Source organism: Janthinobacterium sp. GW822-FHT07H10 (assembly GCF_058798675.1).
The window spans coordinates 291911-311272 of the sequence record NZ_JBXAKS010000007.1 but is presented as its reverse complement, the minus strand read 5'-3'; the positions used below and the strand labels follow the sequence as shown (position 1 = coordinate 311272).

Annotated in this window: 20 protein-coding genes; 9 read left to right on the top strand and 11 right to left on the bottom strand. The window is 65.4% G+C overall.

Going from position 1 to position 19362, the window contains the following annotated elements; all coding sequences use genetic code 11:
- Window positions 1-42 precede the first annotated feature (42 nt).
- The 4 genes from ribA to AC1RDJ_RS18020 form a co-directional block, all read right to left on the bottom strand.
- Window positions 43-696, bottom strand: a complete 654-nt coding sequence (gene ribA / locus AC1RDJ_RS18035; protein WP_071322805.1) for a GTP cyclohydrolase II — start codon at window positions 694-696, stop codon at window positions 43-45.
- 258 nt (window positions 697-954) lie between these two features.
- Entirely contained in the window at window positions 955-3192 is a 2238-nt protein-coding gene (locus AC1RDJ_RS18030) for a PhoX family protein (protein WP_493028307.1), read from the bottom strand.
- Window positions 3193-3348: 156 nt separating this feature from the next.
- Window positions 3349-3735: a DoxX family protein gene (locus AC1RDJ_RS18025; protein ID WP_493028306.1), complete on the bottom strand. Its 387-nt coding sequence runs from the start codon at window positions 3733-3735 to the stop codon at window positions 3349-3351.
- A gap of 106 nt (window positions 3736-3841) precedes the next feature.
- Complete coding sequence (locus tag AC1RDJ_RS18020; protein WP_493028305.1) at window positions 3842-4543, bottom strand: pirin family protein; 702 nt, start codon at window positions 4541-4543, stop codon at window positions 3842-3844.
- Between the two features lie 166 nt (window positions 4544-4709).
- On the opposite strand from AC1RDJ_RS18020, the gene AC1RDJ_RS18015 reads away from it, so the two are divergent.
- Both AC1RDJ_RS18015 and AC1RDJ_RS18010 read left to right on the top strand, forming a co-directional pair.
- On the top strand, window positions 4710-5633 hold the full coding sequence (locus AC1RDJ_RS18015; RefSeq protein WP_071322809.1) for a LysR family transcriptional regulator: 924 nt from the start codon (window positions 4710-4712) through the stop codon (window positions 5631-5633).
- Window positions 5634-5832: 199 nt separating this feature from the next.
- On the top strand, window positions 5833-7989 hold the full coding sequence (locus AC1RDJ_RS18010) for a putative bifunctional diguanylate cyclase/phosphodiesterase (RefSeq protein ID WP_071322810.1): 2157 nt from the start codon (window positions 5833-5835) through the stop codon (window positions 7987-7989).
- 33 nt (window positions 7990-8022) lie between these two features.
- Here the strand turns inward: AC1RDJ_RS18010 and AC1RDJ_RS18005 are convergent, their stop codons facing one another.
- On the bottom strand, window positions 8023-8556 hold the full coding sequence (locus AC1RDJ_RS18005) for a DUF4256 domain-containing protein (protein WP_493028304.1): 534 nt from the start codon (window positions 8554-8556) through the stop codon (window positions 8023-8025).
- 64 nt (window positions 8557-8620) lie between these two features.
- On the bottom strand, window positions 8621-9529 hold the full coding sequence (locus tag AC1RDJ_RS18000) for a LysR family transcriptional regulator (RefSeq protein WP_071322812.1): 909 nt from the start codon (window positions 9527-9529) through the stop codon (window positions 8621-8623).
- Between the two features lie 99 nt (window positions 9530-9628).
- Between AC1RDJ_RS18000 and AC1RDJ_RS17995 the strand changes: the two genes are divergently transcribed.
- Window positions 9629-10852, top strand: a complete 1224-nt coding sequence (locus AC1RDJ_RS17995; RefSeq protein WP_493028303.1) for an MFS transporter — start codon at window positions 9629-9631, stop codon at window positions 10850-10852.
- 3 nt (window positions 10853-10855) lie between these two features.
- Here the strand turns inward: AC1RDJ_RS17995 and AC1RDJ_RS17990 are convergent, their stop codons facing one another.
- A complete protein-coding gene (locus AC1RDJ_RS17990; RefSeq protein ID WP_071322813.1) occupies window positions 10856-11743 on the bottom strand; it encodes an EamA family transporter in 888 nt (295 codons plus the stop codon).
- Between the two features lie 73 nt (window positions 11744-11816).
- Between AC1RDJ_RS17990 and AC1RDJ_RS17985 the strand changes: the two genes are divergently transcribed.
- Window positions 11817-12317: an Lrp/AsnC family transcriptional regulator gene (locus AC1RDJ_RS17985; RefSeq protein ID WP_493028302.1), complete on the top strand. Its 501-nt coding sequence runs from the start codon at window positions 11817-11819 to the stop codon at window positions 12315-12317.
- A 16-nt stretch (window positions 12318-12333) separates the two neighbouring features.
- On the opposite strand, the gene AC1RDJ_RS17980 is transcribed toward AC1RDJ_RS17985, so the two are convergent.
- Window positions 12334-13467 carry a YbfB/YjiJ family MFS transporter gene (locus tag AC1RDJ_RS17980; RefSeq protein ID WP_493028301.1) on the bottom strand — a complete coding sequence of 378 codons (1134 nt, stop codon included), beginning with the start codon at window positions 13465-13467 and terminating at the stop codon, window positions 12334-12336.
- The gene (locus AC1RDJ_RS17975) at window positions 13464-14339 is read right to left on the bottom strand and encodes a LysR family transcriptional regulator (RefSeq protein ID WP_493028300.1); all 876 of its coding nucleotides are present in this window, start codon (window positions 14337-14339) and stop codon (window positions 13464-13466) included. The genes AC1RDJ_RS17980 and AC1RDJ_RS17975 overlap by 4 nt, the downstream gene beginning before the upstream one ends.
- 97 nt (window positions 14340-14436) lie before the next feature.
- Between AC1RDJ_RS17975 and AC1RDJ_RS17970 the strand changes: the two genes are divergently transcribed.
- The 3 genes from AC1RDJ_RS17970 (at window position 14437) to AC1RDJ_RS17960 (ending at window position 16470) form a co-directional block, all read left to right on the top strand.
- Window positions 14437-15513: an NAD(P)H-dependent flavin oxidoreductase gene (locus tag AC1RDJ_RS17970; RefSeq protein ID WP_493028299.1), complete on the top strand. Its 1077-nt coding sequence runs from the start codon at window positions 14437-14439 to the stop codon at window positions 15511-15513.
- A gap of 90 nt (window positions 15514-15603) precedes the next feature.
- Window positions 15604-15903 carry a hypothetical protein gene (locus AC1RDJ_RS17965; RefSeq protein ID WP_493028298.1) on the top strand — a complete coding sequence of 100 codons (300 nt, stop codon included), beginning with the start codon at window positions 15604-15606 and terminating at the stop codon, window positions 15901-15903.
- 132 nt (window positions 15904-16035) lie between these two features.
- Window positions 16036-16470, top strand: a complete 435-nt coding sequence (locus AC1RDJ_RS17960; protein WP_493028297.1) for a DUF5071 domain-containing protein — start codon at window positions 16036-16038, stop codon at window positions 16468-16470.
- Between the two features lie 155 nt (window positions 16471-16625).
- Here AC1RDJ_RS17960 and AC1RDJ_RS17955 read toward each other — a convergent pair whose 3' ends face one another.
- On the bottom strand, window positions 16626-17816 hold the full coding sequence (locus AC1RDJ_RS17955) for a serine hydrolase domain-containing protein (protein WP_493028296.1): 1191 nt from the start codon (window positions 17814-17816) through the stop codon (window positions 16626-16628).
- A gap of 98 nt (window positions 17817-17914) precedes the next feature.
- Here AC1RDJ_RS17955 and AC1RDJ_RS17950 point away from each other — a divergent pair, with 98 nt between their 5' ends.
- Window positions 17915-18403, top strand: a complete 489-nt coding sequence (locus AC1RDJ_RS17950; RefSeq protein WP_071326318.1) for a MarR family winged helix-turn-helix transcriptional regulator — start codon at window positions 17915-17917, stop codon at window positions 18401-18403.
- Window positions 18404-18582: 179 nt separating this feature from the next.
- The gene (locus tag AC1RDJ_RS17945; protein WP_071322820.1) at window positions 18583-18966 is read left to right on the top strand and encodes a glutaredoxin domain-containing protein; all 384 of its coding nucleotides are present in this window, start codon (window positions 18583-18585) and stop codon (window positions 18964-18966) included.
- 18 nt (window positions 18967-18984) lie between these two features.
- On the opposite strand, the gene AC1RDJ_RS17940 is transcribed toward AC1RDJ_RS17945, so the two are convergent.
- Entirely contained in the window at window positions 18985-19221 is a 237-nt protein-coding gene (locus tag AC1RDJ_RS17940; protein ID WP_071322821.1) for a DUF3820 family protein, read from the bottom strand.
- Window positions 19222-19362 lie beyond the last annotated feature (141 nt).

Sequence of the window (19362 nt, the reverse complement as noted above, 5' to 3'; positions counted from 1 at the left end):
GCGCGGGCCGGCGCGGCACACACGCTGCGCCGGCCCGGGCGATTACAGGGCGCCGTCTTCCAGCGCCGGCGCCGTTTCCGGCGTCATCATGTGACCGAGCTTGCTTTGCTTGGTATTCAGGTAGTGCTGGTTGAACGCATTGCGGTTGACCAGCAGCGGTACCCGTTCGGCCACCGTGATGCCCAGCGCTTCCATGGCCGCGATCTTGCGCGGGTTGTTGGTCATCAGGCGCAGGCTGTGGATGCCGAATTGCGCAAACATGGGCTTGCACAGGGTGTAGTTGCGCGCATCGGCCTTGAAGCCCAGCTGTTCATTCGCCTGCACCGTGTCGGCGCCCGCTTCCTGCAGGCGGTAGGCGCGGATCTTGTTGATCAGGCCGATGCCGCGTCCTTCCTGGCGCAGGTACAGCAGGATGCCGCGGCCTTCCTCGGCGATGCGTTTCAGCGCGCCTTCGAGCTGGGCGCCGCAGTCGCAGCGCTGCGAAAACAGCACGTCGCCCGTCAGGCACTCGGAATGCACGCGCGCCAGCACGGGGTCGCCATTGCCGATATCGCCCAGCACCATGGCCAGGTGTTCCTTGCCCGTGGCGTGCTCGACAAAGGCGTGCAGGGTGAACTGGGCCCACGGCGTCGGCAGTGCGCAGGAAGTCGTGTAATCCAATTCGCCTGTCGCCAGGATGTCTGCGCCGCTTTGCATGGTTGTGCTCATATAAGTAATTGTCAAAAATAAAAGGCGCGCGACACCACTCCGGTGCCGGCGCGCCTTGCCATCATACCAAAAAGCAGGGAAACGTTTTCCCTGGCTGCCATTCGGTGCTTGCAATGTCTGGTGATGGGCCTTACTTAGGGGCACTTCATTGTTTTACAAGGTGGATGGCGGGCCTCGTCCGTCGCCTGCCGCCGCCAGTGCGCGCAAGCGGCAATGGCGGCACAGGCACACGCTAGGCACGGACCATCAGCTGCCGATGCGTCCGCCGTCGTTCTTGGTGATCACGATGGTGGCCGAGCGCGGCCGCTTGCCGGCGCCATAGCCCGCGTTGGCCGGCCACTGGCTCGTGTACTTCGACGGGTCGCCGATATTCGCCAGCGACGTGGTTTCGCCCGGATGCTGGATGTTGATGAACATGGTCTTGCCATCGGGCGTTTCGCTGATGCCCGTGATTTCCGAGCCGACCGGCCCCACCAGGAAGCGCTTGAGCGTGTCGGCCGTGGGTTTCTTGCCGATGAAGGTGTCGACCGCCAGGTTGCCGCCGGCCGCCGTGGCGTAGTTCAGCGTGGACTTGGCGCCATCGCCGACCTTGCCCGGGATGGCCGCCAGCATCATGCAGTTGGTGACGTCCGTGTACGCGCCATCGTCGGTCTGGATCCAGCAGATGCCGGTGTAGGGGCTGAATGCCAGGCCGTCCGGGCTCGAGAAATCCTGGTCGGCCGTCAGGTTCGACAGGTTGATCTTGCTGGCGTCGGCGCCGCTCTCGGCGCCAAACAGGTAGACATCCCAGGTAAAGCTGGTGGCCGCGGCCGCGCCCGTGCCTTCCTTGAAGCGGATGATATGGCCGTTCGGATTGCCGTTCTGCGCGCTGCTGCCCTTCATGTCCGTGTAGGCGCGCGGGTTGGCGCTGTCCGGCGCCAGCTGCGACGAGCCGCTCGGATTGACGGTGCGGTTCGAATTGTTGGTCAGCGTGTAATAGATCTCGCCATTGGCCGGGTTGACCGAGCACCATTCCGGGCGGTCCATCTTCGTCGCGCCCACGGCGTCGGCCGCCAGGCGGGCGTTGACCAGCACGTCGGCCAGGTCGGCGAACTTGTAGGCGCCGTAAGCCTGGATCAGCGCGTTCGACATGGCCAGCTCGATCCACTGACCCGTGCCGTCGGCGGCCAGCTTGGCCACGTACAGCTTGCCCGAATCGAGGTATTTGTCGCCGGTGGCGATGCGGTCGGCCGGGTTGGCATCGGCGGCGGCCCAGACGGCCGCCGTGACGAACTTGTAGATGTATTCGTTGCGCGAATCGTCGCCCATGTAGACGGCCAGCTGCTGGCCCACGGCCGGCACGCTGAAGGCGGCGCTTTCGTGCGCGTAGCGGCCCAGCGCCGTGCGCTTGCGGATGGGGCGGGTCTTGTCGTACGGGTCCATCTCGACGATGTAGCCCATGCCGTTCAATTCATTGCGGTAGTCGTCGCTGCCGTTGGCCGAGGCGCCAATCTTGCTCAGGTTCCAGCGCGCGTACTTGTCGTCGCTGCCGCCCGTTTCCCAGCCGTGGCGCGAGGCGCCGCCCTGGCTGCGGCCATAGCGGTTCAGCGAAGCGACGGACTTGTCGCCGCGCGCGGCGTTGTCGCTGGCCGAGCGCGTGAAGTAGCCGGCCCAGTTTTCTTCGCCGGAGAGGTAGCTGCCCCATGGCGATTTGCCCGTGCCGCAGTTGTTGATGGTGCCGCGCGTCTTGGTGCCGGTCGGCGAATACTTGGTCACCATCAGGGCGTTGCCGCGTGCCGGGCCGGAGATCTCGATGTCCGTCAGCGGCGTGACGCGGCGGTTGAACGCGGAATCGTTGACGGTGGCCCAGGCGCTGCCCGTCTTCTTCACTTCGACCACGCTCAGGCCGTGGACGGCCACTTCCTTGTCGACTTCGGCGGCGGGGCGCGGCAGCGAGGTGGTGCCGCCGTTCACGTGCAGGAAGTGCGAGGACAGTTTTTCGTCCGTGGTCGCTTCGTGGTTCATCGCCAGCAAGCCCCGTTCGGCGCCGGACGCCAGCGGCGCGCCGGCGGCGGAGAGGCCGTAGTATTCCATGCCGTCGTGGTGGTCGCCGGCGCGGTTGTCGAAGTCGGTGTCGGTGCCGTCGTTCTTGTAGGCCGGGGTGGCCGCGCGCAGCGAGTCGCCCAGCGCATACAGGGCCGTGGCCGTGTAGCCGGCCGGCACCGACACGACGTCGGCCAGGCTTTTCGGCACGGCGGTAAACGCCAGCAGTTTTTCGGGCGTCGGCGTCGGCGTGACGGCGACCGCATCGCTGCCGCCGCCGCAAGCGGACAGGCCCATCGAACCCATGACGGCGGTAGCGGCCGTGACGGCGCTGCCGCGCAGCCAGTTGCGGCGGCTCAGGCGGGCGTTCAGGATGCTGTTGAAGTGGTTGTCGTGGGACGCGTTGCTGTCAATGTCGTTCAGATCGGTGGCGCGGATGGCCAGATCGTTGGGCTTGTTCATGGGCTGCGATGTCCTGTGGTTGCGTGATTAAATGGCAACCGCATGATAGTCAGTGTATGTGACAGCGCCGTGTCAGTTTGATGACGGTAAGGTGACAGGCTGCCGGCCGGGCGGGCCGCGTCCGTGACGGCCCCGTTCGATCCGGCAGCCCGGCGCTTACCTGGCCTGGCGAAAACCGCGTTCCACCAGCAAGAGCATGCCGCCGAAGATGGACAGATTCTTCAGGAAGTTCGTCAGCTGGTCCTGGAAGTGGGCCGCATCGGCGCTCCAGAAGGCGTGGAAGATCACGGTGGTCGGGATCAGGAACAGCGCCAGGGCCAGCGCCGCCCAGCGCGCCTGCCAGCCTGTGATCAGCAGCAAGCCGCCACCCACTTCCAGCGCGATCACGACGACCAGCAGGATGTTTGCCAGCGGCAAGCCCTGGCTGGCCATGTAGCCGGCCACGCCCGCAAAGCCGCCGATTTTCAGCAAGCCCGAGACAAAGAACAGCACGCCAAGGGCGGCGCGGCCGACGGGGTACAGCAGATCGGTGTTATTTTTCATGGTAATCCAGTTGTTTTTATCAGGATGTGAGGTCGATGTGCGGCGCCTGGCCCAACCGTAGCGGGCATCGCAGGGTGCGATGCGCAGCAGGTTTGGCCAGGTACCATCATTTAGGCAAGTCGAACAGCAGGAATTCCGCGTCTTCCGCCTGGGTCACTGTCACGGCCGCTTCCTGCGTCAGCTTCAGCGCATCGCCCGCCTTCAAGGCCACGCCATTGACCACCAGGCTGCCGCGGATCAGGTGCACATAGGCGCAGCGGCCGTCTTCCAGCGCGTGTTCCAGCTGCTCGCCTTCCTGCAGGATGCTGGCGTAGATGGCCGCGTCCTGATGGATCAGCACGGAACCCTGGCGGCCGTCGCCCGAGGCGATCAGGCGCAGCTTGCCCCGTTTGCTTTCCGGCGTGAAGTGTTTCTCTTCATAGCTGGGCGGAATGCCCGTCACGTTCGGCTGTATCCAGATCTGCAGGAAGTGCAGGCCGTCCGCGTTGGAATGGTTGAACTCGCTGTGACGCACGCCGCTGCCGGCGCTCATGCGCTGCACGTCGCCGTAGTGCAGGACGGAACCGGTGCCCATGCTGTCCTTGTGTTCGAGCGCGCCGTCGAGCACGTACGAAATGATTTCCATGTCGCGGTGGCCGTGCGTGCCGAAACCCTGGCCTGGCGTGACCCGGTCTTCATTGATCACCAGCAGCGGGCCAAATCCCATGTGTTTCGGATCGTGATAGCTGCCGAAGGAAAAGCTGTGGTGGGAATTGAGCCAGCCGTGGTTGGCGGCGCCGCGTTCTTCGCTATGACGAATCTGTAACATGGTGGACTCCGTTTCTATAAGTTAATGTGCGATAATTTCGAAGGTTGCTTGTGCGGTGACTGCCGTGGCACCTTTGCTGCCCTTCGCTGTACGATGGAGAAAGTATAGGCCCGTCAGCCGAGAAAGAAAAACGGAAAATCTACCACCTTATGATCGAAAAAATCGAATGTTAAGACTGAGCCTGGAAGCCCTGCAAATCGTCGACGCCATCGACCGCCGCGGATCGTTCTCGTCGGCCGGCAAGGAGTTGCATAAAGTCCCGTCCACCATTTCCTATACGGTGGCCAAGCTGGAGGACGACCTGGGCGTGCAGGTGTTCCAGCGCAATGGCCCGAAAGTCGTGCTGACGGCGGCCGGCCAGGAATTGCTGAAGGAAGGGCGCTACCTGCTGAAGGCGGCGCAGGACCTCGAGCACCGCGTGCGCCGCGTGGCCTCGGGCTGGGAGACGGAACTGGCCATCGGCATCGATTCCATGTTTTCCACCGTGGCCCTGGCCGAGGACGTGCGCGCCTTTTACGGCGTGGCGCAGCAGACGCGCTTGCGCCTGGCGCAAGATACGCTGTCGGGCACGTGGGAAGCGCTGCTGGACCGCCGCGTCGACTTGCTGGTGGGCGCGCCCGGCGACGGGCCGGCCGGCGGCGGCTATATCGCGCAGCCGATCGGCATGCTCGATTTCGTCTTTGCCGTGGCGCCCACGCACCCGCTGGCGCTGCTGCCCGGACCGCTGTCGCGCGGCGACCTGCAGCATCACCGCGCCGTCGTGGTGGCCGATTCGGCGCGCCAGATGGCGCCGCGCACGGTGGGCCTGCTGCTGGGACAAGATGCCTTGAGCGTGCCGAACATGCAGGTCAAGTTCGACTACCAGGTACTGGGGCTGGGCTTCGGCTTCCTGCCGGGACCATGCGCGCGGGCCGCCATCGCGCGCGGCCTGCTGGTGGAAAAAGCCGTGGAAGAGCCGAAACCGTCGGAAACGTTTTACCTGGCCTGGCGCGTCGGCGAGGATGGTGCCGCGCTGCGCTGGTGGATGGCGCGCATGCGCGAACCGGACGTGTTCGCCCGCCTGGCGCAGCATTTGCCGGGGCGTGCCTGAACGGCACGCGGGCGGGCTTGTGTCATTCTGTCATGCTTGCAAAATGTTGACATAAGCCAACATTTTCAGGTTACCATATTCATAGTATAAAGATAGTATTCCTGCCCGACCTCCATGCCCCATAGTGGGATTTTGATGATTACACAGACCGCAGCGCCCCTGATATGTTCCCCCGACCTGGTTCACGCGCGGGGTTGCCGTGCTTGAGGCGAAAGTCGCGCTGTGCCTGCGCCTGGCCCAGGATGCCCGCGAGCAGGCCGGCCCGCAGCAGGCCGCCACCCTGGCGCGCCTGCAGGATGAACTGGAGCGCTTGCGCGGCGCCAGCCGCCCCGTGGTGCGCGTGGCGCCGGCCGATGCCTTGCTGGAAATCGACCCCGACGGTTTCCTGATCGGCTGGAACCATGGCGCCGAACAGATGTTCGGCTATTCCGAGCTGGAAGCGCTGGGCCAGCACATCCTGTTCCTGTACCCGGAAGACGATGCGGAAGCGAGCGTGCTGGAGCTGCATTTCACGCAGGGCGACGTGGCCACCGATGTGCGGCGGCGCAAGAAGTCGGGCATGGTGACGTGGCTGCGCATGCACCGCCACGTGATCCACGACCAGGTGGGCAAGGCCTGCGGCATGGCCGTGCGCCTGTCGGCCATGAGCGAGCCGCTGTCCGACGTCGACAAGGTGAAGCTGCACGCGCGCATCATCGAAGACAGCGAGCAGGGCGTCCTGATCACGGATGCGGAAGAGCGCATCGTCTCGATCAACAGCTCGTTTTCCCGCATCACCGGCTATTCGCCGGCCGAAGCCATCGGCCGCACGCCGGACTTGCTGCGCTCGGGCGTGCACGACCCCGATTTCCGCGCCAAGGTGCGCGCCGCCATGCGCGGCCACGGCTCGTGGCGCGGCGAGATCATCGGCAAGCGCAAGAATGGCGAGCTGTTTCCGCAAGACGTCACCATCAGCGTCGTGCGCGACGAGTTCGGCGAAATCAGCCACGTGTTTTCCCTGTTTTCCGATATCTCCGTGCACAAGGATGCCGAGGCGCGCATGCAGCGCATGGCCAACTACGACAGCCTGACGGGCTTGCCCAACCGCTGCCTGCTGAACCAGCTGGTCGACCAGGGCCTGGCCGAAGCGAAGCGCCAGGGCACGCATGGCGCGCTGATGGTCATCGACATCAGCCGCCTCGGCTCCATCAGCGACACGCTCGGCCATGAAGTGGGCGACCAGCTGGTGATCGCCATCGGCCAGCTGTTCCGTGGCGCCCTGCGCGACGCGGACATCCTGGCGCGCGTCGACAACAACAAGTTCGTCGTGGCCCTGCTGCATATCGAAAAGCGCGAGCATGCGGCAAATGTCGCGCAAAAACTGCTGAACCTGCTCGAAGCGCCCATCACCATCGAAACGCACGCCTTGCACGTGGGCGCCAGCATCGGCATCACCGTGTATCCGGAAGACGGCCTGGAAGCGCCGGCCCTGTTCCGCTTTGCCGACGTGGCCGTGGCCAAGGCGGGGCAGACGATCGAATCGACCTTCCTGTTTTACCGCGAAGACATGAACCGGCGCGCCAAGGAACATCTGCGCCTGGAAAGCGAAATGCGGCTGGCGCTGGGCGACAAGGAGCTGGAACTGCATTACCAGCCGAAGGTGAGCCTGGCCAGCGGGCGCATCGTGGGCGCGGAAGCCTTGCTGCGCTGGAAGCATCCGATGCGCGGCATGGTCTCGCCCGGCCTCTTCATCCCCGTCGCCGAGGAAACCAGCTTGATCCTGGAACTGGGCACCTGGGTGCTGGACGAGGCTTGCCGCCAGATCCGCAGCTGGGAAGACCGTGGCCTGCACATGCCGGCCATCGCCGTCAACCTGTCGGCGCGCCAGTTCGACGAGCAGTTGCCGGCGCGCATAGCGGCCGTGCTCGAGCGCTACCAGGTGCGGCCCGACCAGATCATGCTGGAAATCACGGAAAGCCTGCTGATGCGCGGCGCCGACAAGGTCATCGACATCATGAACCAGCTGGTGGCCATGGGCCTGGCGCTGGCGCTCGACGACTTCGGCACCGGCTATTCCAGCCTCGCGTATCTGAAAAAATTCCCGATCAGCACCCTGAAAATCGACCGCTCGTTTGTCATCGGCTTGCCGTTCGAGGAAAATGATTGCGCCATCGCGCGCGCCATCGTCACCATGGCGCAGCAGCTGCGCCAGGAAATCGTCGCGGAAGGCGTGGAAACGGCCGAACAGATGCGTTTCTTGCGCGAACTCGGCTGCGACCAGCTGCAAGGCTATCTGTTCAGCCCGGCGGTGCCGGCGGCCGAATTCGAGCTGATGCTGGGCGAGGGCAGGCAGCTGCGGCTGGAAGCGGTGGCCTAGCGGCGCTCCCTGCCGCCGCCAGGATTTCCGCGGCTAGACGCGCAGCAGGCCGCGAAACCCGCGGGCCGCGTAATACGATTCGGCGCCATTGTGATAGACGAAGACCTGGCCGTAGCGGCGGTCGCAGAACAGGGCGCCGCCCAGCTTCCTGACGCTGGCCGGCGTGGCGATCCAGCTCGAGGTTTTCTGGTCGAATGCGCCCAGTTGCTGCAGTTGCCGGTAATGGGCTTCCGTCAGCAGTGCGATGCCCATCGCGTCGGCGATGGCGGCCGCGCTGCCGGCCGGCTTGTTGGCCTTGCGCGCGGCCAATGCCGCATCGTCGAAGCACAGGCTGCGGCGCCCGGCGGGACTTTCTGCTGAACAATCGCAAAACGTGACGGCACCCGTCTCGCCGGCATGCCCGATGACGTCGGGTTCGCCGCCCGTGTCTTCCATGTGTTGTAGCGCCGTGAGGCTGGCGGGAGCGGCGTTCAGGCGGGCCAGCACGGCATCCCATGCGAGGCCGGCATGGCGTTCCATGTGCTGGCTGAAGCGGGTTTGCAAGGTGCGGATCAAGTCATCATGCATGAGACGGCTCCCGGGAGGATTCACGATACGGGCGATTATACGGCGCGATGCCGGCAGGCGGCGCTCAGCCCAGCTTGACCTTTTCCAGTAGGTAATCGAGCATCACGCGCACGCGGGCCGGCACTTGCAGGCCCGGCCCCACGAAGACGGCGTGCACCAGTTCCCTGTCGCCCGGATTGTAGTCTTCCAGCACTTCCACTAATTGACCTTGCGCAATGTCGCGCTGCACGTGCTGGCGCGAAAAGCGTCCCAGTCCCATGCCCGCCAACACCAGCTGGCGCATGCTTTCGCCATCGCTGACGCAGGCATTGCCTTGCGGCGCCACGTGCACCGTTCCGCCAGCGCCATCGAGGAAGGGCCAGGTTTCGTTCTGGCAGCGGAAGTTGAACGCCAGCAGATTATGCGATGGCAGGTCCTGCGGCGTGCGCGGCAGGCCGTGGCGCGCCACATAGGCCGGCGACGCCACTACGACCATCGCATCTTCGCCGAGTTTGCGCGCCACCAGGTTCGATTCCTTCAGCTTGCCCGTGCGGATGGCGATGTCGGTGCGGTCTTCCAGCAAGTCGACGACGGCATCGCTGACGACGACGTCGAGTGTGATATCGGGATAGCGTTGCGCGAACTCGGGCAGGATGGGCAGCAAATGACGCACGCCAAACGGCACGAAGCAGTTGACGCGCAAGCGCCCGCGCGGTGCCGCGCCCTGCGCCGCCTCGCGCTCGGCGCCATCGATATCGTCGAGGATGCGCTTGCACTGCACGAAGAAGGCGTCGCCCTCGGGCGTCGTGTGCAGCTGGCGCGTGCTGCGTTGGAGCAATCGCGCACCGAGCCGCGCTTCCAGGCGGTTGACGAGCTTGCTGACGGCCGATGGCGTCAGGGCCAGGCGGCGCGCGGCGGCGGAAAAGGCGCCCGTTTCCACCACGGCAACAAACACGGCCATTTCGAATGCGCGGTTGATGTCTTGCCTGGCCATTATTGAATCCATTTCACAGGTGTTTCCATTGTGGGAGTCTATATCAAAAGCTGGAAGCCCGATACACTGGCCGGCTTGAACCATATGCCGGAGAATTCCATGCACACCGCAAGCCCTGTTTCCCCTCCCGCCAGCAAGATGCCGCCCGGCGTGCTGGCGCTGGCCGTCGGCGCCTTTGCCATCGGCGTCACCGAATTCATCGTCGTCGGCATCCTGCCCGCCATCGCCAAGGATTTGCGTATCTCCATCGAATCGGCCGGCTCGCTGGTCAGCCTGTATGCGCTGGCGCTGGCCATCGGCACGCCGCTGCTGGTGCTGCTGATGTCGCGCCTGCCGCGCAAGGCAGCCCTGCTGGGGCTGATGAGCATTTTCCTTGCCGGTAACTTGCTGGCCGCCTTTTCGCACACGTTTGAACTGTTATTGTTCGGCCGGGTCATCACGGCCGTGGCGCACGGCACCTTCTTTGCCATCGGCGCCACCGTGGCGGCCAGCCTGGTCAGCAAGGCGCAGGCGGGCAGGGCGATTTCCGTGATGTTCGCCGGCTTGACGCTGGCCATGGTGATCGGCGTGCCCTTCGGCAGCTTCCTCGGCAACCTGATGGGCTGGCGCCTGCCGTTCTTCGCCGTCGTCGTCCTGGCCGCCTTGGGCTTGGCGGCCATGGCGCGCTGGCTGCCGGCCGGCTTGCAACAGGGTAAGGGCGGCAAGGCCATGACGCAGCTGGCGGCGTTGGGCAGCGGCCCGATCCTGACCATGATGGCCGTCACCACGTTCGGCTTCGGCAGCAGCTTTGCCGCGTTTACCTTCATCACGCCCATCCTGACGGATGTGACGGGTTTTTCCGCCACCATGGCCAGCGCCTTGCTGATCGTGTTCGGCGCCGCCACCTTTGCCGGCAACCTGGCGGGTGGCTACCTGACCAGCCACCTGGGCTGGCAAAAAGCGCTGCGATGGATGCTGCTGTTGTTGGCCGCCACGCAAGTGGGCGTGGCCCTGAGCATCAGCTCGCCATGGATGATGACGGTCATGCTGTTTGTCTGGGGTATTTTCTCGTTTGGCCTGTCGCCCGCCTTGCAGGCCGGCATGCTGGCCACGGCCGAGCGCTACACGCCGAAAGCCGTCGATTTCGCTTCGGGCCTGAACATTTCGGCGTTCAACCTCGGCATTTCATTCGGCTCGATGCTCGGCGCGCTGATGGTCTCGCGCCAGCTGATGGCGTCGTCGCCATGGGCCGGCGTGGCCGCCGCGCTGCTGGCCCTGCTGCCGCTGGCCTGGCTGGCGCGCAAAAACCTGGCATCCCACGTGGCGGGCGCGGCGGTGCATTGAGCGTCAGGTATGCACGGCGGCGGCCGGCGCCCGTTTCAGGCGCTGCGCCATATAGGAACTGCCCATCGACGCGGCCATGATCATGGCGATGGCCAGCCATTGCCCGGCGCCGAGGCGCTCGTCGAGCAGGATGAACGCGAGCATGGCGGCCACGGCCGGTTCCATGCTGCTCATGATGCCGAAGGCCTGCGGCGTCAGGCGCTTCAGGGCCACCATTTCCAGCGAGATGGGAACGGCGCTGGAAATGAGGGCCACGCCCAGGCCCACGGCCAGCACGGCCGGCGACAGCAGGGCGGCGCCGCTGTGCGCCACGCCCACGGGCACCACCACCAGCGCGGCCATGGCCAGGCCCAGCGAGACGGAATGTCCCGCATGCAAATGGCTGGCGCGCTTGCCGAAGACGATATACGTGGCCCAGCAGACGGCGGCGGCCAGCGCGAACAGCACGCCGGTCGGGTCGAGGTTGCTGACGTCGTGTCCCAGCGGCAGCAGCAGCGCCAGTCCGGCCACGGCCAGCGCGACCCAGACGAAATCGAGCGGCCGGCGCGAGGCCAGCAGCGCGACGGCCAGCGGGCCGGAAAACTCGATGGCCACGGCGATGCCGAACGGGATCGTGCGCAGCGCCATATAGAAGCACAGGTTGGTCAAGCCCAGCGCCGCGCCGTACAGGGCCACCGTGCGCAGGTCGGCGCGGCTCAGCTGCCAGCGCCACGGGCGCCAGAACAGCAGCAACAACAGCGCGGAAAAGCCCACGCGCACGGCCGTCGTGCCTTGCGCGCCGACGAGCGGGAACAGGCTGTGCTTGGCCCACGAAGTGCCCAGGCCCAGGCAGGTGACGGAGCCGAGGATGGCCAGCAGGGGAATAAACGAGGAATAGCGGTGTGATGGCATGGTGGGGGCTTGATATCGGAATGATGAAAGTTTATTGTGTCTGTTCTGATATTTGCACTCCATTTTGACCATCATGACGCAACTTTCGCTCGCCAACACTACCGCAGCCCCCGCCCTCGACAGCTTCGACCTGGCCATCCTCGAGATATTGCAACGTGACAACACGACGTCGCAGCGCGAGATCGCCCAGGCCGTGCACCTGTCGGCGCCGGCCGTGCAGCGGCGCATCCGGCGCCTGCGCGAGAGCGGCGTGATCCGTGCCGAAGTGGCCGTGCTCGACGCCAGCCGGCTGGGCTGCCCCCTGACCCTGACGGTGGAAGTACACTTGCACGACGAGCATCCGCTGCGCACGGCCGGCATGCGCGCCCGCATCATGGCCGAGCCGGCCATCCAGCAGTGCTACGGCATCACGGGCGAGGCCGACTATCTGCTGGTGATCACGGCTGCCAGCATGGCCGAATACGAAGCGCTGACGGAGCGCCTGTTCGGCGGCGACGACAATATCCGCCGCTATCGCACGTCGGTGGCCTTGACTTGCCTGAAGGTGGGCCTGCACGTGCAGCTGGGCGGCTGATGGCCCGGCACTCGCCTTACAGTGCGAGCAGGCTCATGACGCCAGCCGCCGCCAGCGCCGTGGCGGCCGCGACGAGGGAGAGGGAAAAGCTGTGGCTATGGCGGTACAAGGCGCCGGCGACGAGCGGGCCCGCAATCTGCCCTGCGCCATAGGCCAGCGTCATCCTGGCCGCCAGGTTGGCGTTCGTCAGGCGCGCGATGCGCTGCGCGGCCGGCATGGCGATCGTCACCGTGCCCGTGAACGTGGCGCCCACGAGCGCGGCGCTGAGCAGGTAGCCGGCCGCATTGGCAAGGAATACGGGAACGATGACGCCGATGGCCTGCAGCAGCAAATTCCAGAACAGCGCCCGGCGCGTGCCGATGCGGTGATGCAGGCGATACCACAGGAAGCAGGACGGCGCCGCCCCCGCGCCGAACACGGCCCAGACATGGGCCGGGTCCAGGTCCGGCAAGGCGCCCTTGACGAGGGTCGGCAGATACGTGGCCGTGATGATGTAGCCGAAGCCGGCCAGGCCGTACAGCATGACCAGCGGCGCCGGCCTGACAGCCGCCAGCGGCGCGGTATCGACAGGCTGGCTGTCCGATACGGTTTCCGGGCCGCTCGCCGCCAGGCCGCGCGCGGCCAGCAGACCCGCCAGCAGGCTGACGCCGCCGAGCAGCAGCCACAGTCCGCCGCTGCGCAAGCCCGCCCACGCGCCCAGCGCCAGCAGTTCGGCCGAGACGGCGATGCCGACGCCGACGCCCGCATACAGCAGCGGCGCGCTGCGCGCCTGGCGCCGCTGTTCCAGCAGCCACAGCGACGCCGCGATCATGGCCAGCGCGCTGAAGACGCCGGCGACGCCGCGCACCAGTATCAGCACGGGCGCCGATTGCAGGACGCCGAGGATGGCCAGGCAGAGCGCCGTGCCCAGCATGGCCCACAGGCACAGGCGGTGCGCGCTGGCCGCCCGGGCGCGCATGCCGAGCAGGGCGCCCAGCAGATAGCCGGCGTAGTTGACGGATGCCGCCCAGCTCCCTTCGGCCAGGCTGATCAGGCCTTCATCGACCATCTGCGGATAGAGGGCCGTGAAGGCGAAGCGGCCGAAGCCCATGCCGATCAGCATGACCAGCGCCGCATCGACGGCCGAGCGCAGCGGCGACGCGGCGTTCATGCGGCCATGTCCCACAGCTGGGCCGTGAAGTGCTGGAATGCGGGCACGTCGAAGCCGTCGCGCCACACCAGGCAGGTGTCCGCCTGCCCCAGCGCGATGGTGCGCAGCGCCCCGGCCGCTGGACTCAGCTGCAGTACGCTGGCCGGCAGCACCGTGACGCAGGCGCCGGCAGCCACGCAGGCGATCATCGCGTGATACGAGCTCATCTCCTGAATCCGCCAGCCGCCGCTGCCGGCCATGCCCAGCCAGTGCTCGGCCAGCTGGCGATAGGCGCAGCCTTGCGGGAAGGCGGCCAGCGAACGCGGCTGGACGTCGCGGGCCGCGTGCACGGCAGGCTGGCCGGCCGGCAATAGCAGCAACAGCTCTTCGGTCCAGACGGGCCTGGCTTGCAAGCCCAATTCCGCCATGGTGTCGAGCTCATCATTGTTGGGCGGCAGCGCGGCGAAGGCGCAGTCGAGCTTGCCCATGCGCACTTGCTCGATCAACTGGCGCGACGGCCCCGTCTGCAATTCGAGGCGGGTGGCCGGATGCTGCCGATGGTAGGCGGCCAGCACGGCCGGCAGGCGGCTGGCGGCCGTGCTCTCCATGCTGCCTATGCGCAACGCGCCGCCGTCGCGCCCGCCCGTCACGACGTGGCGCGCTTCCTCTTCCAGCGCCAGCATGCGCCTGGCATAGTCGAGAAAGCGCTCGCCGGCGGCGGACAGGGCGATGCGCTTGCCCGCGCGCACGAACAGCTCGGCGCCCATCTCCGCTTCCAGCTGCTGGATGCGCGTGGTGACATTCGACGGCACCCGGCCCAGCCGCGTGGCGGCGTTGGTGATGCTCAGTTCAGCGGCGACGGCGCAGAAGATCTTCAGCGATTCGGAATCCATATCATTTCTCCATTAGGAATGATATTATATATTGATTCTTAATTTAAGAATAAACTTCGCTGAGAATAACGCTGATCGTCATTGGAAGGAAACGGCCATGTCTTCATCCCTGAATTTCTTTGCACAGTTGTCCGTGCAGCATCCCATCGTGCAGGCGCCGATGGCTGGCGTGTCCACCCCGCAGCTGGCCGCCGCCGTCTCGGACGCCGGTGCGCTCGGTTCGCTGGGCATCGGCGCCAGCACGCCGGCGCAGGCGCGCCAGATGATCGCCGAGACGCAGGCCCTGACCGGCAAGCCCTTCAATGTGAACGTGTTCTGCCATGCGCCGGCGCGCCGCGATGCCGCCCGCGAAGCGGCTTGGCTGGCGCATCTGGCGCCCCTGTTTGCGCAGGCGGGCATCGCCGTGCCGGCGGTCCTCGATGAAGTCTACCCATCCTTCAATGGCGACGACGAGGCGTTCCGGCTGCTGCTGGAACTGCGTCCCGCCGTCGTCAGTTTTCATTTTGGCTTGCCGCCGGCAGGGCAGCTGGCCGCGCTGCGCCAGGCCGGCATACGCACGATGGCGACGGCGACCAATGTGCAGGAAGCCGTGCTGATCGAACAGGCGGGCATCGACGCCATCGTCGCCCAGGGCGTGGAGGCGGGCGGGCACCGCGGCATGTTCGATCCCGAGGCGAGCGACGAGCGCCTCAGTATGGCGGTGCTCGTGCGCCTGCTCGTCAAGCGCTGCACGCTGCCCGTGATTGCCGCCGGCGGCATCATGGACGGGGCCGGCATCCGCGCCGCCCTCGACCTGGGGGCAGCCGGCGCGCAGTTGGGCACGGCCTTTATCCTGTGCCCGGAAACGGCCGCGAATGCCGCCTACCGCGCCAATCTGCAAAGCGAACGGGCAACGCACACGCGCCTGACGGCAGCCCTGTCCGGCCGCCCCGCGCGCGGCATCGTGAACGACCTGATGGCGCACGGCGACGCCGCAGGCGCACCGCTTCCCGCCGCCTATCCGGTGGCCTACGATGCGGCCAAGCAACTGCATGCGGCCGCTGCCCAGGCCGGCAACCATGGTTATGCGGCCCATTGGGCGGGGCAGGGCGCGCCACTGGTCCGCGCCATGCCGGCGGCCGAACTGGTGCGCACCCTGCTCGAGGAAATGCGTATCCCCGGTAGCGCCAGCTGATACGCCCAGACCATGGCTTCCTGCGGAAATGGAGCGGCCAGGAGCGACCGTGAGGCGCGGCCACGGCCGTCGGCGCTGGCCGAGCAGTTGATGACAGAACTGCAGCGCTATCGCGCGCGCGGCGGTGCGCTGGCGCCGACTATGCAGCGCTTCCTGCGGGCCATCGAGGACAGCGCGGACGCGCCTGACGGCGCACGCCGGCGCGCCGCCGCCATCGCCTACCGCCTCGACCCGGCCATGCTCGATGCGCTGCACGGTGCGGGCACGGCGGACATGCCTCCCGCTGAGTTGTCGCGCATCAAGGCCGCGTTGCCGGACATCGTGCGGCAGGTCGCCAGGATCGCGGCGGGGCTGCCGGTGGCGACGCTGGGCCTGGACGCGCAGGGATAGGCAAGCACATGCGGGGTGCTGGTTGCCGCCGTCATTCCGGCGTAACATGACGCCCGATGCGTTGCAGGCCCGAGCGGCCGGGGCAGCGTCGGCTTTCCGCCAGCAGCCCGGAGCGGACATATCGGGAGACCCATGAAGAGTGCCTTGAATTTACTATTGCCACGCGACAAACACGATACGGATGCGGCCGAAGCCCTGGTGGCGCTGGGCTGGGAAAAGCTGGAGCGTGTCATGCCGCAGATCCTGGAATGGATGCAGGACATCAACTGGCCGGTTGCCGCCATTTTCCGCCCGTTCTTGGTGGCCCAGGGCGCACGCCTCGCGCCCTGCCTCAAGCCGATTTTCGCCGGCGATGACGATATCTGGAAATACAATATCCTGTCGGGGATTGTCCTCCAGTCGCCGGAACTCGCGTCTGCAATCAGTGCGGAACTGGAGCGCCTGGTCCGCAGCCCGACAAGTGGCGAACGGCAGGAATGCGTGACGGAGCAAGCCGAGGAAATCTTGGCGAGCTGGACGGGTAGACCTGTCGCGGCCGGTAGCGGCCAGTCGGTTGACCCACGATAAGCTAGGGAATTCCTGGTGAATGTTGCAGATAAATCAGCCATCGCTCCGGCAGATACGCCAGGCGCCGGGCCCATGCACGCCATTGGTGTCATCGCGGGCATAGACAGCGCGCTTATGTGCGCCTCGATGAGCGCAAATATCATTGCCTTGAATTCTTAGGTGGCCAGTTGAAACAGCCGATTGGCGATATTCTTGACGGCGTCTCTACTTTCCGCCGAGGTGCTCGCGTTGGTGAATACCGCCACGCCGCTGCGCGTGAGCGGATTCAGATACACGGCGGTAAAGACGCCCGGATCGCCGCCCCAATGATTGGGCATCGCCTGCCCTCCCAGCGGGGATGCCATCCAGCCCAGCCCCTGGCCGCTCAGCCAGGCCGGTAGTCCGACCGGCGTCTGCATATCCAACATCTGCGCCATGGCGGACGCTCCCAGCACGTTAACGCCCGCCGAATGACCGGCGTTTGCCGCCGCGGCGACGAACTTCATGAAATCGCTGATCGATGATCGCAACATGCCAACCGGCCAGTCTGGAAAACCGACAGGTTTCACGGCGACCAGCGCCCCATCCACCAGGTCATATGGCTCGGCGCTGCGCAAGGGCGGGGTGCCTTTGATCGTCCAGCTCGTGTCATTCATGGCGAGCGGCGCAAAAATATCCCTGCGGGTCTGTTCGCGCATGTCCACCCCTCCGATGCGGCCAGCAAGATGCCCCAGCAAGGCGAAGCCCACGTTGCTGTAGTCCCATGTGGACGCAGGGGGCATGGCTGAGAAGCATTGCGCTGCCGAATAATTGACACCCTCGGGCGTGAGATACTGCTTGAGGAAGTCGGACAAGACTTGCTCGGCATCGCGGCCCTGCTGCCGGAAGTCGATTTCGTAATACCGGGCGTCGGAAATGCTCGATGTGTGCGTCAGCAGCTGTCGGAAGGTGATTGCCGTGTCGCGGAATCGCGGGTTGATAACGGGGAAATCCAGATGGCCCGCGATCGATTCATCGAGGGCGAGCTTGCCCCGCTCGGCCAGACGCATGACCATGGTCGCGGTCACCACTTTGGTAACGGACGCAAGATGAAACATCGTGTTGGCGGTCACGACCCTGCGCTGGGCGATGTTGGCCATGCCGTAACCTTGAGCAAATTGCACCACGCCATCGCGGGCAAAACCGGCGGCCAGGCCTGGGATGTTGGCCGTGCGCATTTCGTTCCGGATAAAGGACTCCAGGTCGGCGGCCGGAGGCGCGAGACGCTCTCCCGTCGCGACGGCCGGCAACAACAGCGCTGACAGTCCCGCTCCGAGAAACGCGCGCCGGGAAATCGGGGACACAGGCTTGGGGATATGGACTGGCATGTTTCGCTCTCTCTCTACATGGAAGTGGTGCAAACGGGAGGCTGCATGCTATTATGTGTAGGCACCTACATAAATGTCAACTTAAAAACAGAGAGAGCATGATCATGCACGATTATTCGCGGCTTGCCGGCGGAGCAGCGATCGGCGCCAGGCTGAGGCGCCTGTCGGAAAGCCTCGACGGTGACTCGACGCGGGTGTACGCCGCATTGGGAATTTCATTCGAGCAGCGCTGGTTTGGCGTGCTGAACCAATTAGCCTTGAGGGAATCCGCTACCGTGGGGGAACTGGCGGCGACGCTGAAAATCACGCATGTTTCCGTGAGCCAGACACGGCAGTCACTTGAAAAAGCGGGCATCGTGACGTCGGAGTCGGACCCCGAGGATGCGCGCAAGAAGAAAATAACGCTCACTGCGGAAGGCAAGCGACTGGTTGCACAGTTGCGGCCAATCTGGCTTGCATGTGACGAAGCGGCCCGTGAGCTGAACGCGGAGGCGGGTGACGTCGTGGCGTCGCTAAACAGGCTCGATGACGCTCTGGAGCGGCAATCCATCTTTGATCGCATCATGGTCCGCATTGCCAGGCGATAAGGTGCATTTCCCGCTCACACTCACGGCGCTCAAGCGGTATGGCAGTGCCTGCTTCGTGGCGCAAGCTGTCCGACAGCCATTGTCACGGCAGGGCAATGATTGCCAGCCGGGGCCTGCGGCATGGCACAATGCGTGACTCGCACCCCGTGTGCCTAGCTGCTTTTCTCTACAGGACTTTCATGACCCGCGCCATTCTCGACGAAACCCAGATCCATCCCGCCGCCCGCCCCCTGATCGGCAGCAGGCACACGGCGATCGTGCGCGAGGTGCAGGCTGCCATTGCCGCGCATCAGGTGGTGGTGGTCGGCATGGCGCTCAATCCGTTTCCGCGCAAGGCGCGCAAGATCCTCGACGTGCTGGGCACGCCGTATCAGTATTTGCAATACGGCAGCTACCTGAACCAGTGGCACCGCCGCAATGCGCTGAAGATGTGGACGGGCTGGCCCACGTTTCCCATGATCTTCGTCAATGGCGTGCTGATCGGTGGCGCCAGCGAGCTGCAACAGCTCGTGGAAAATGGCGAGTTCAGCGCCATGCTGGCAAAGAAAGTGCGCCAGTTCTGACGCATTTCTTGCGCTACCTTATTCCCCCGGCCGCCATGGCGACTTGTGCGTGCGCAAGGGGTCGAGCAGGCTGCGCAAATCATTGTGGTCGAGTTCATACATGAGCGCGATCAGGCTGCCCAGTTCGCCCGAAGGAAAGCCTTCGCGCGCGAACCAGCCCAGGTAGTGGCCGGGCAGGTCGGCCAGCAAGCGCCCCTGATATTTCCCATACGGCATTTCGCGCGTGACCAGCAGCGCCAGTTTTTCTGAATTCATGATGGTGCTCCCCATTTCCTGAGCGGCAGTGTAGCAGATGCATGGCAGCGTTATGGCGGCAGATGGGCGAGAGAGTTCCCTGTCATTTGCCATCATTATGGCTGGATCAAACCAGCGCCACATGAGCGCTGCGCCCGCCCC